General features: G+C 63.5%; 2 protein-coding genes. One reads left to right on the forward strand and one right to left on the reverse strand.

Annotated features, from left to right (window positions below; all coding sequences use genetic code 11):
• Positions 1-43 precede the first annotated feature (43 nt).
• On the forward strand, positions 44-12,394 hold the full coding sequence (locus AC1DUY_RS22405) for a filamentous haemagglutinin family protein (protein WP_478117192.1): 12,351 nt from the start codon (positions 44-46) through the stop codon (positions 12,392-12,394).
• 913 nt (positions 12,395-13,307) lie between these two features.
• Here AC1DUY_RS22405 and AC1DUY_RS22410 read toward each other — a convergent pair.
• Positions 13,308-13,706 (reverse strand): hypothetical protein, encoded by a 399-nt coding sequence (locus AC1DUY_RS22410; RefSeq protein ID WP_478117194.1) that lies wholly within the window; start codon positions 13,704-13,706, stop codon positions 13,308-13,310.
• Between the last annotated feature and the right edge of the window lie 24 nt (positions 13,707-13,730).

Raw genomic sequence — 13,730 nt, forward strand, 5'->3', positions numbered from 1 at the left:
ACGGTCTCGGTTCGACTTCGGTCGCGCCGTATGAGGGGCAATCATGGCGTCGCACATCAATAAAATGCAGGCTTTCTCGCGTCACGGCGTTTTGCTGACCACGGTCAGCGCAGTGGCGCTCCTGATATCCGCGTCATTGGTTCATGCACGTTCCATGAACGGCGGCAGCAGCGGCGGCACGTTCTCAGCACCGAACATCGCGTCCGATGCCGCTGCGCAGGCGGCGCAGCAGGCGGCGGCCGCCGCGCGGCAAGCACAAGGTTCGCTGGCGCGTGCAGCACGTGCCGTGCAGGATATGCAAAGCGTGCAGGCCGCCGCACGGGCTGCCGCAGCGGCGCGGCAAACCTCGATGACGGCGCCGGTCAATGTCCCGAACGGCCTCGGTGCCGGCGGGCTTCTTCCGAACATGCCCGCCAACTGGACTGGCGCCAATGCGCCAACTGAGGGCGTCGATGGTGCTGGTCAAACGCAAGTCAATATCCGTCAGACCACGCAACAGGCGATCCTGAACTGGCAGAGTTTCAATGTCGGCGCGCGCACGACGTTGACCTTCGACCAGCAGGGCAATGCCAATTGGGTGGCGCTCAACCGCGTCAACAACGCCACAGCGCCGAGCCAGATCCTCGGCACCATCAAGGCCGATGGTCATGTCTATGTCATCAATCAGAGCGGCATCATTTTCGGCGGCAACAGCCAGGTCAATGTCGGGTCGCTGATCGCGTCGACGGCCGATATTACTGATAGCCAGTTCCGCAACAACGGCATCTACAGCACCCAGACCGGCAACATCTACGCCCCGAGTTTCACCGCGGCCGGCGGCAAGGTCGTCGTCGAATCCGGTGCGTCGATCGCAACGCGCACGCCATCGTCGGTGACATCCGGCGGCGGCTATGTCCTGATGCTCGGCAGTGAGGTCGAGAATGCCGGCAGCATTTCGACGCCGAAGGGCCAGACCTTGCTCGCAGCCGGCGAGAGTTTCATCCTGCGCCGCGGCTTCGGCACTGAGGGCAACGCGACATCCACGACGCGCGGCATCGAGATCTCGACCGTCATCGGTATCGGCAGCACCAGTGGCCGCGTCATCAACAGCGGGGTGATCTTCGCGCAGCAGGGCGATATCACGCTGACCGGACGCACGCTCGCTCAAAGCGGCGTGCTCTTGGCGACCAGTTCGGTCAATACCCGCGGTACCATCCATCTGCTCAATTCGGCGGCGGACCGCCAGGGCAGCGTGACGCTGGGCGCAGGCAGTGTCACCGCCATCCTGCCCGAACTGGAGAGCAGCGAGACCGCGCTCGATAGCCAGCGCGACGCGCTGATCGCGGCGTCAACGGAGGCCAACAAGCTGCGCGCCGCCAGCGCCACGGGGGCGTTCGACAATCTGTCGATTCTGGCGGACCGGCAGGACCAGTCGCGCGTCGAGATCGTCACCGGCGGCGTGGTCAATTTCCAGAACCAGTCGCAAACCATGGCGCAAGGCGGCCAGGTTGCCGTCAGTGCCGGCACGCGCGTCTTTGCAGAAACCGGCGCCAGCATCGACGTCTCCGGCGTGCGGGGCACGGTACGGCCGATGTCAGCCAACCAGGTGCTGGTCAACGTCCAGGGCAACGAACTCCGGGATTCGCCGGTCAATCGCGACAGCGGCGCGCTGATCAACAAGAACGTCTGGATCGACATTCGCGATCTCGTGCTGCTGCCGGCCGGGACCGGCGGCTATGCCGGCGATCGCTACTACACCAGGGGCGGCCTGCTCGAACTCGGCGGCTATCTTTCCAACACCGCGCACACCATCGGCGAATGGACGGCGCTGGGCGGCACCATCACGCTGGCGGCGCCGGACGTCATCGCGCAGGCGGGCGCCAAGTTCGACATCTCCGGCGGATCGGTGAGCTACGATGGCGGCCGGATCTATTCGACCAAGCTGATCGGCTCGGACGGTCGCATCTACAGCTTTGATAACGCGCCCGCCGATATGAAGTTCATCGGCGCCGCTGGCGGCTTCGTGCGTCAGCACAATATCCAGGGCAAGATTGCCGACCAGCTGACCGAGGTCTGGAGCAGCATATTCGACCGCTCGTCGTCCTGGCGCTACGAGGCGGGCTATACCGTGGGCCGCGATGCCGGCCGTCTCAATCTTTCGACGCCGACCGCGATGTTCGAGGCGGATATCATCGCTGATGTCGTCGCCGGCGAGCGCCAGAACAGCGCACGCGCCGCCAATGTTGCCGACGGCTACAAGCAGGTGCAGAACGCCGCACCGCTCGCCGGCACGTTGGGCATCGGGCAATATACCGCGCTCGGTCAGCCGGATCTGTATAACAGCGACGTCCGGATCGAAGATGTCCCGATCGTCACGATGGCGCTCGGTGTGGCGGACGTGCTCCCGGCAGGCCGCACCAACACGGTTTGGCTTGACGCCCGGCATCTGTCCGAACAGGGCCTCGGCGGTTTGCAAATCGGCACTCGCGGCACCATCACCATCGACGGCGATCTGACGCTTGCCAATGGCGGCGCGCTTAGTCTCATTGCGCCGATCGTCGAGATCAAGGCCGATATCACCGCCCGTGGTGGTTCGATCGACGTCACCAATGTCTTCACCTCCGCGTCGCTCGGCACGATCAACCTGACCTCGAACGGAACAGCGCGGATCGCGGTGCGCGCGGGCGCCGTGCTCGATCTCAGCGGCGTGCAGGGCCTCGACGCCCCGAGCCAGGATCCGAATGTCCTCGCCTATCTTAATGGCGGTTCGGTCTCGCTGCGATCGAGCCGCGATGTCGTGCTTGAAGCCAAGGCGCTGATCAATGTGTCGTCGGGTGCCGGAATGCTGCGCACCGGAAAGATCCAGGGTGGCCGCGGCGGCTCCGTTACGCTCAGGGCCAATCTCAACGGCGTCGATTCGACGGGCGACCTGACCCTTGCCGGCGACGTGCGCGGCTATGGCATGAACGGCGGCGGCAGCTTGATCCTGCAGACCGATCGCGCCACGATCGGTGCAGCGTCCGATATCACTGGAGTTGGCACGCTGGTGCTGGCGGCGAATTTCCTCTCCAAGGGTTTTGGTACTTACACGATCATCGGCAATCGCGGCGTGACCGTGGCCGATGGTGCGACCGTGGATGTCACGATGCCGGTCTATCGTCCGGCTGATACGATGGCTGCAGGCCTCGAAGTCTGGACGCCGCCGGCTTACATCGCCAATAATCTGACAGGCGCACTGACCCAGCGCGGCGGCGCCAGCCTGACGCTGCAGGCCGGCAACAGCCAGTTGCTGGCGAGCGACCTGCCGTCGGTCGGTCTCAGCATAGGCAAGAATGCCGTGATCACGGTCGATCCCGGCAAGTCCATCTCGCTGAGCAGTGTCGGCCAGTTGACGGTAGACGGCACATTGCATGCCGCGGGCGGCAGCATCTCGCTCAAGACCATTGATCTGTCGGGGTTCCAGGTCGATCAGGTTGCGGCAACGACCAACAACCGGTCAATCTGGATCGGCGAAAGCGCGCGGCTCGACGTCGCGGCACAGGCCGTGGTCGGGCGCGACGCGGGGGGTGGTCGCCACGGTCTGGTGGCCAATGGCGGCAGCATCGTCATCGGCGGCGAGATCGATAGCGCGCTCGGCCAGGCGCCGGGCTCGAACAATTTCATCGTGGTGCGGCCGGGGGCGGTGCTCGACGCGTCGGGCACAGCGGCGACGCTCGATGTCAGCGGTCTCGGCGCGGTGGATGTCGCCAGCAATGGCGGCAGCATTTCGCTGATCTCCAACAACGGACTGTTCCTGGACGGCACGATGATCGCCCGTGCAGGCGGCGCCGGTGCGGCGGGCGGCAGCCTGAATGTCGCGCTGCAGATGCTCGAATATCGCATCCAGACATTGGATCCGGCCAATTTCCCGCTGGCGGACGCGGCTTATCTTGCACAGCGCCGGATCGTCCTCGCCGATACACAAGGCGGTTCGATACTCGCTGCGGGTCTGCAGGCTGGCGCGGCCGATGCAGCCATGACCTATGGCTATGGCCGCCTCGGCGCTGACACCGTTGCGCGCGGCGGCTTCGACAATCTTGCGGTCATGAGCAGCGCCATCGGCTTCGATGGCAACGTGACCCTGCGGGTCGGCCAGAGCCTCAACCTCTATAGCGACATGATGATGCCGGTCGCCGGCAGCGCGCAGGACGCGCGCATCACGCTGCAATCGACCTATGCACGGCTGGGCCAGATCAACTATGTCTATAAAGAACCGGACTCGCAGAAATCGCGCATCCCGGTCATCCCCGCTGATCCCACCCGTTACGACGTGCAGCTCAATGTCGCGGCAAAGCTGATCGACATTCGCGACACCGTCAATCTGACGTTCGGCAAGACACGCCTGGCAAGCGCCGGCGACCTGCGCTTCCTGCAGGGCGTGCGGCCGGTGCCTGGCGTGCCTGTCTTCGGTGCGATCACCACGTCGCTGCTCAGTCCCGGCAGCATCACACTGCGCGCGGCGCAGGTCTATCCGGCGACCGGCACGGTCGCGCAGGTCCAGGTCGGGCAAAACACCGTGAATGGCGTGATCGGCTACGATCCCGCACGAATTCTGCGCATCGAGGCGACTTCGGCCGAGATCCCGACGGTGCCGTACTCGGTGTTCGGTGACCTGACCCTGGCGGCCGCCTTTGTCGAGCAGGCCGGCGTCGTTCGCGCGCCGCTCGGCAAGCTGACGATCGGCACCGGTCAGTACGAGGGGTCGAACTCCACCCGCGTCAGCTTGCTGGCGGGCAGCCTGACCTCGGTGAGCGGGCGTGGCCTCGTGATGCCCTATGGCGGGACGGTCGACGGGTTGAGCTACCAATATAACGGCAAGGACGTGACGCTGGTCGGCGCGGGTGGGGCGGGCTCCACGACCTTGTTGATCGGCATCGCCTTGGGCGGCAAGAGCGCCATCGTCGATTCCGGCGCGCTGCTGGACCTCTCCGGTGGCGGCGATCTCACCGGCGCGGGCTTCATCAGCGGCCGCGGCGGTTCGGTCGATATCCTGCGCACGTCGTTCCGCAACGCCAATGCCGCGAACACATTCAGTGCCTCGGGCAATGCCGTCTATGCCATCGTTCCGGGCTACAAGGGTGACTACGCCCCGGTCGGCGCGGATGCCGGCGCCAGCAATCCGCTGGTCGGACGCCAGGTCACATTGGATGGCAGCACGCCCGGACTCCCGGCCGGCACCTACACCTTGATGCCCTCGACCTATGCGTTGTTGCCTGGCGCATTCCGCATCGAGATCGGCGCGCAGCAGGAACGCAATGCTATCCCCGGGGTGAATCTAGTCGCCAACGGGTCGTACCTGACGTCCGGCGTGCTCGGCTTTGCCAACACCACCATCCGGGACAGTCTCGCCAGCCAGGTCGTGCTGACGCCGTCCGCCGTGGTTCGCAGCTTCTCACAATATAACGAGACTGGCTACGCAGACTATGCGCTCGCCGACGCGGTGAAGCGCGGCGTGCCGCGCGCGATGCTGCCGGTGGACGCGCGCAGCCTGGTGCTGGACCTCAATCCTGGCGCCGGGATCGACGCACTCCGCTTCAACGGCACCGCAAAGTTCAATGCGGAGAGCGGCGGCTATGGCGGTGCGGTCATGCTCGCCACCCGTTCCGGCGGCGGCTACGATATCGAGGTTGTCGCAGGCGGTGCAGCCGCCACGGCCAGTTTCCAGGGCGTGTCGATCGATTCGACGATGCTCAACGCGCTTGGCGCCTCGCGCATCGTGGTCGGCGGAATCCAGTTCGTTGTGTACGGGCAGGGCGGCCGGCTCGTCGATAGTTACGACCAGACGCAATACATCTATCTCCGGCAGGGCTCGGTGCTATCGGCGCCGGAGGTCTTCCTGATGGCCAACAGCGGAAATACCAGAACCGGAAGCGGCATCGTCATCGAGCGCGGCGCCCATATCAACACCATCGGCAAAGGTGCTGCGGCCTACGATTCGCGGGATGGCTACGTTTACGCGGCGACCGGCAACCAGGTGATGGTCTCCAACGGCATGCTTGATCTGGTGCCGAATACGGCTAAGGCGAGTGCTGTCACAACCAGCGGCGTGCGCATCGGGGTTTGCGACGTCGGTATTTGCAGCGGGCAGACTGAAATCTATTCCGAAGGCACTATCGCGCTGGTGACTCCGAACCAGTTCCAGCTCGACGACGCCGTGCGTTACGGCACCCGCAATCTCACACTCTCGGTCAGCCGGATCAATCTTGGCGACAGCGCCGTGTTGATTGACGCGGCGGCGCGCAACATCCTGCCGAGCGGGCTGTCGATGAACCAGTCGCTGCTCGATCGGCTGCTGCGCGGCGATACCCGATATGGTGCGCCTGGGCTGGAGACGTTGACACTGTCGGCGTCCAATGCCGTCAACATTTTCGGCACCGTCACGCTGGACACCGTCGATCCCACCACCGGCAAATCGACGCTCGCCAATCTCGTGCTCAGCACTCCGGCGATCTATGGCGCCGGCACTGCCGGCGACGTCGCCACCATTCGCACCGGCAATTTCATCTGGCGCGGATCGACGCTGGCGCCGGGCGAACTTGTCGCCAACGGCGCGGGCACCGGCAGCGGTACCCTGAACGTCGCCGCCGATCGCATCGTGTTCGGCTACGGCCCCGATTCGCGCCCGAGCGGCAACGATATCGACAGCCGGGTCGCGCTCGGCTTCGCCAATGTTAATCTGTCGGCGACCGACCGCGTCAGCGCCAATCAGCAGGGCACGCTATCGGTCTATCAGGCGCGCGGCGCCTATGTGGCCGGACAAGGCTACAGCTATAACGGCGGCAATCTGTCCATCACAGCACCGCTGGTGACCGGCGAGGGCGGCTCGGTCAACAGCATCACCGCGGGCGGCGCACTGCGGCTGGTCGGCGCGGGCACGCCCGGCGCGGTGACGACCGATGCGCTCGGCGCAAATCTGACGCTGAACGGCAGCAGCATCACGCTGGAGACCGCGATCGTGCTGCCGAGCGGCAAGTTGGCGCTCAAATCGACTACCGACATCACACTCACCGGCGCTTCGCGCATCGATATGAGCGGCCGCGAGATCGTGTTCAACGATGTCAGAAAATATAGCTGGGGCGGCGATGTCACGCTCGACAGCAGCACCGGCAATGTCCGCCAGGCGCCGGGCTCGGTGATCGACCTTTCGGCGCGCTTCAACAATGCCGGCAGCCTCACCGCGATCGCGCTCGATGCCGCGGCCGGCACGGTCGATCTGCAGGGCGCGATCCTCGGCACGACGGAGGGCCACACCGATGCCGGCGGCACGCTGGTGTCGTATCGCGCCGGCAGCGCCACCGTGCGCGCGCAAAGCCTCGGCGATTTCGCCGCGCTCAATGCGCGGCTCAATGCCGGCGGCGTCTACGGCGCGCGCAGCTTCCAGATCAAGCAGGGCGATGTCACCATCGGCAACGAGTTGAAGGCGAACGAGATCAATGTCTCTCTCGACAACGGGCGTCTCACCGTCGTCGGCACCATCGATGCCAGCGGCGAAAGCGTCGGCACCATTCGCCTCGCCGCGAAGAACGGCCTCACGCTGGCGGGATCGGCAGTGCTCGATGCCCATGGCACAACGCTGCGGGTCGATAGCTACGGCATGATCATCGATAGTCCGAACCGTGCGATCGTCGAACTCAGCTCGGGCAACGGCCGGCTGACGCTGGCGCAGGGCGCCCGCATCGATCTGCGGCACGGCACCAATGCCGCAATGGGTACGGCCGTCGGGCAGAACGACGGTATTCCTCGCGGTACGCTCGACCTCAACGCGCCACGGATCGGCAGCGGCGGCAATGTCACCGATGCCAACGCGGCAACCTTCGGCGATATCGATATCGATGTCGGCGGCATGCCCATCATTCAGGGCGCGCGCTTCGTCGCCGTCAATGCGATGCGCAGCTATGACGATGCGCCTTATGCGGTGGATCCCGCGGCCAATGGCCGGCGCTATCAGGTCATCGACCAGGCCTGGCTCGACGGCAAGCATGCGGACAGCGAGGCGTTCATCAATGCGGCGCGCGGCAATGCCACGCTCGTCGACGGCAAGCTCGCCGGCCTCAACAATGCGACTTATCGCGACGCCTTCCATCTGCGTCCGGGTGTCGAAGTCGTCAGCAAGACGGCAGACGGCGATCTGGTTGTCACAGGCGATCTCGATCTGTCGCGCTATCGCTATGCCAGCCTCAATCCGCATTCGCAGCTGACCGGCATTTACGGATCGGGTGAAGCCGGCGCGCTGACGCTGCGGGCCGGCGGCGATCTCAACATCTATGGCAGCATCAATGACGGCTTCGCGCAGCCCCCGGCAACGCAGGACGACAAAGGCTGGGTGCTGCGGCCCGGGAAGGAATTCACCGGCGCCGATATCACGATCCCGCGCACCGGCGTGGTGCTGGCGACCGGCACCATTTTCTTCGGCGCCAAAGCGCTGAATTTCGATCTGCCAATCCGTGCGCGCGTTTTCTCCGCAGGCATGGTGATCCCCGTCGCCAGCGCTCTCAATGCCGTGATGAATTTGGTGCCGGGCACAGTCATAACCGCCAACATCCGCAATGCCGGCGGCAGTATCCTGTATCCCGCGGGCACCATCATCGGGAGCGCCGTCAGGCTTCCGGTCGGCACAAAGTTCGATGCCGGGTGGAAGATGCCCGTAAATGCCAGCTTGGCCGCGATGGTCTGGCCGAAGGGCGTTCCGTTGCCGGGCGTATCCGCTGCGCAATACCTTCTGAACGGTAATCTCACTTTGCCGATGGGGGCAGTCCTGCCAGCAGGCACCGATATTAAATTGCTGAGCGGTGTGACGTCGATCGAGTTGCGGCCCGGGGCGGCCGGAAAATTATACGCCGTGGCGGCGATGCTGCCGGAAGGTTCGCAGTCGTGGTCGATGCGGCTTGTGGCTGGCGCCGATACGAATGCGGCCGACGGCCGCCTGACCAATCCGCGCGCGAAGCACGGAGATCTGACGCTGGCCGACAATCACTACGGCCTCTATGGCGTGCCCGGACCGGGCGCAACCTATCTTTGGTCGGAATACGGCATCACCTGGTACGGAGATCCCAGCGATCCGTCCATTTATGTCGGTGCGCCGATGTCTCAGCAGCAGTACGAGGACGCCTGTATGTACGATTCGCAATCATGCACGGCGGATCCAAACTCTCCGTTCGATCTGTTGCCCGGCAGCACACGTTTCAGCGTCATTCGAACAGGCGCCGCCGATCTGGACCTCATCGCTTCCGGCAACGTGGCAATGGGTACGCTCTACGGCGTCTACACGGCCGGTACGTCCTCGACGACGACAAGCGCCAGCGATCCATACAATCTGCCGCGCGCGATGCATGGCTCGGGCACCGTTCTAACCGACGGTAATCAAGGTTACGAGAAGTTCGTCAATGGCGGTCCCGACAGTCTGGCACGCGCCTGGTATCCGACCGGCGGCGGTAATCTCACCGTCACGGCGGGCGGCGATCTCACCGGCGATCTGATGACCTTACCGGTCTATACGGGCGGAATCAGTCGCCCGAACGAGCGAGATATCGGTTACAACAGCGCGACGATCGGTAACTGGCTTTGGCGGCAAGGCACCGGATCCACGCTCGGCGGTGGCGCCGATCAGGCCACCGCATGGTCGATCAATTTCGGCAGCTATGTCTCGCCGTCAATTCTCAGCATCATCAGGGCCGACACCTTGATCGGCTTCACCGGCTTCGGCACGCTCGGCGGCGGCGATCTCCGCGTCGATGTGGGCGGCAATGCCGGCATCGTCACGCTGATGGGCACGAACGTTGTCTCATCGAGCGGCGTGGAAGCACAGGATCAGACCAGCAACCGGCGCACCCAGGGCCTCGTGCTCGCCGTGGGCAGCACCGGCCGCGTCGGCGCCGATGGCAGCCTGACGCTGACCGGCGGCGGCGATCTCGATCTGCGGGTCGGCGGCAAGCTGAACCCGGCCTCGCTGTATGTCGATGCCAGTTTCAACGGCACGGTTACCAACCTGCGCGGCGATACCAGGATCGTCGCAGGCGCGCTGGGCATGGTGAGCCCAATCTATGGCGTCCAGCCGATCGACCAGTCGCCGCGCGAAAGCCGGGCCTTTGACGTGCTGAATGCGTCGCGGGCATTAGCTTTTGGCGGCTTGGTGCTGGCGCCCGGCGACTCGGCCTTCACGCTGAACAGCGGCAGCGACCTGGTGCTGTCCGGCGCCAGCGATCCCGGCCGCGTGACCACCGTCGTCGATGCGCCCTATGGGCGCGACGGCGCGGCCGGCGGCAACACCTGGTTCTCGCTATGGACCGACCACAGCGCCATCAACCTGTTCTCTGCGGGTGGCGACCTGGTGCCGATCACCCTCGGCAGCGCTTTGCCCTCCACCGACTCGGCGCTGATGTATCCGTCGATCCTCACCGCCGTCGCGGCTGGCGGCAGCTTCTACTACGGTAATTCGATTTCCGATCGCTCGGCGCCGATCTCGTCCGTTTACGCGCCGCTGCTGCTGGCGCCTTCGGCCAACAGCCAGCTCGAATTCCTGGCATCGGGGTCGATCTATGCGGGCGGCTATACCGTGGCCCGATCGAGTGCATCGGCATCGTCGCTGGCGACGCCATTTCGTCCGGCCTTCACTCTGGTTGATGCTATCACAGGTGGGACCACGTTCAGTAATCTCTCGGCCACGGGCAACGTGGCGTATGAGAGCCAGGGCATCTATCCGCTGTTCGCCTTCGGGCCGAACACCGCCAGCGCGGAATGGGGCAGTCTAGATCCGACACGGTTTTATGCCGTCAATGGCGATCTCGTCGGTGTCAGCAGCGGCCGTATCATGACCTTTGCAGCCAATGATCCGACGCGGGCCGGACAGGTTTGGTATCAGGGCGCAGGCCCGATGAGCATGATGGCCGGGCGCGACATCGTCGGCAGTGGCACCGCGCTCGGGACCACCGAGGATGGGCTGGGGTCGAACTACCAGACCTACTTCTCCTCGACCGGCAATCTGTTCGTGCATCATTCCGAGACCGATGTGTCGCTGGTGCAGGCCGGCCACGACATCATCTATAGCAGCTTCAATGTAGGCGGCCCCGGCACGCTGCAGATCTCGGCCGGCCGCAACATCCTGATGGACGACAGAGCCAGCGTCGTCTCGGTCGGTCCGGCGGTCGCGGGCGATCGGCGGTCGGGTGCCAGCATCGCGATGCAGGCCGGCATCGGCAACACCGCGCCGAACTATCAGGCACTGCTGCGCTATCTCGACCCGGCTAATCTGCTGCCGACCGGCACGCCGCTGGAAGGATCAGGCAAGGTGGCGAAGACCTATGAGAAGGAACTCATCACATGGCTGCAGCACCGCACCGGCTTTGCCGGGACCGATGCCGAGGCGCGCGCCGCCTTTGGCGCTTTGCCAGCGGGGCAGCAGCAGGTGTTTCTGCGTCAGGTTTATTTTGCTGAACTGACAGAAGGCGGTCGCGAATACAACAACAGCGCCAGCCTGCGCCATTTCAGTTATCTGCGCGGCCGCGAGGCGATAGCGGCGCTGTTTCCCGGCAATGTCTATTCCGGCGACATCACGATGTTCGCAGGCTCCGGCGTTCGCACCTTGGAGGGCGGTGATATCTCGATGTTCACGCCCGGCGGCAGGCTGATCATCGGCACCGAAGGCGTCGCACCGCCGGGCTCGGCGGGCCTGATCACGCAGGGCGACGGCAATATCCAGATCTACAGCCAGGGCAGCGTCTTGTTGGGATTGTCGCGCATCATGACCACCTTCGGCGGCAACATCATCGCCTGGACCGCTAATGGCGACATCAATGCCGGCCGCGGCTCGAAGACCACCGTGGTCTACACACCGCCGAAGCGTGTCTACGACATCTATAGCAATGTCACGCTGTCGCCGCAGGTGCCCTCGGCGGGCGCCGGCATCGCGACTCTCAGGCCGATCCCGGAAAAGCCGCCCGGCGACATCGACCTGATCGCGCCGCTCGGCACCATCGATGCGGGCGAGGCGGGCATCCGCGTCTCCGGCAATATCAATCTCGCCGCACTGCAGATCGTCAATGCGGCGAATATTTCGGTGCAGGGCTCGTCTTCAGGTATTCCGACCGTGCAGGCGCCGAGCATCACTGCGGCGCTGTCGAGTTCCAACGCGACTACGGCGACGCAACAGACTGCAACGCCGAAGCAGGCCACCAACAACAATCCGTCGGTGATCATCGTCGAAGTGCTGGGCTATGGCGGCGGGGAACCGAGTGAGGACGACAAGAAGCGCAATCCGCCGCGCGAGGACAAGCGCGCGCAAAATCCAGCAAGCCCCGTGCAGGTTCTCGGCGCGGGCAGACTCGAACAGGCAGCGATAGATCAACTGACGCCAGATGAACGAAGGCGTCTGGTGCAGTAAGTCAGGGACCGCACGCATGTTGAAGGCGAATGGTTGATCGTTATCCCCACGGCAACAGCGCAGTTCGCGGCCGCCGTCGGCGTTGCGTACGACCGGCGCCATATAGTCCGGATAGATGCCCGGTCCAAGGCAGGTTGCCGGAGCTGTCCTGCTCGACCTTGAACAGATCTCGACTGGCGGCCTGGTTCTTGGTCATCGAATAGACATTGCACATTTGGCTATTCAGATTTTCGTGCGGCCTTTGTAAGAGGCGATAACGGCTTGAATGGCTTCGTCGCTCGAAATCTTGCCGTCAGCCACGTCGTTCGTTCGTGAAACAGCCGCGGTGACGAGGCGACTTCGATGCGTTCCGACGACTCGGAGATCGCTCATGAGTCTCACAAGACCATTCCGACAAAGAGAAATTCTGTAGTAATCTCAATCGCCCAAAGGGCTGCAAAATGTCGGAATGGGTTTTGAAAACACTGCCGAAATTCGAAGACTTCCAAGCTGAATACGAGGGTTCGATTCCCTCTACCCGCTCCAATGATTTCAATCGGTTAGCAGTGTCGATTTCTGATTTTCAGAAATTGGTGGCAACTCTGGTGGCAAGTATTCTACCTAAAGTATGCCTCGGAAAATAATAAAGCCGCCTAGTGGGCGGCTGTGAATATCTGTTAGTGGCGGCTTGCCCACGCCTTCACCTGGCGAATTAGCAAACGACGCTTTGTTCGGCGCTGATGCGCGTTTCCAGTAATCGCATTTCCACCGCACTCGATGTAATCGCGTGTGTTGCAGCAAGGACAGGGCGTATCGCCGCCAGAAAAGAGTGGGCCACCTGGTTCATCGCAACTATCCAAATCCCACAAGTAGCCATCAACACATCCAGCATCCGGGTAACGCGCTCCGAAGTGTGAACCTTGATAACCGCAACTCATACAGAACCCGACGCGGCTAATGCTTCCCGCGCCAAATGGATGCCTTCCCCGATTTCCTGACGCGTCAGTAGCCCACGTAGAACCTTGCGAGCTTCATATACCCCGCGCTCTGGAGCGACACTTATTGGCGCTACTTCAGATGGCGCATCCACGCCAGCGTTGACGTGCCACAAGATGCCATACGCAATTTTCAGTTCCCCTCGTGTATTCGAAAGCGCAGCGCTAGTCTCCAACGCTTCCATGATGGCTGTAACCACCCATTCGTGGGGACAAAATTGCTCGCCATAATAAGACGGCTTACAGCGTTCCGCGTGTCTTACCGCGATGACTTCTGCTTTTCGGCGCAGTTCTGACGGCTCGATGCTTAGATAGTCGGTTGCCATAAAAGTGCTCATACAATCCTTTCATTGACGCCGCGC

The organism is Tardiphaga sp. P4_G1, assembly GCF_056401215.1.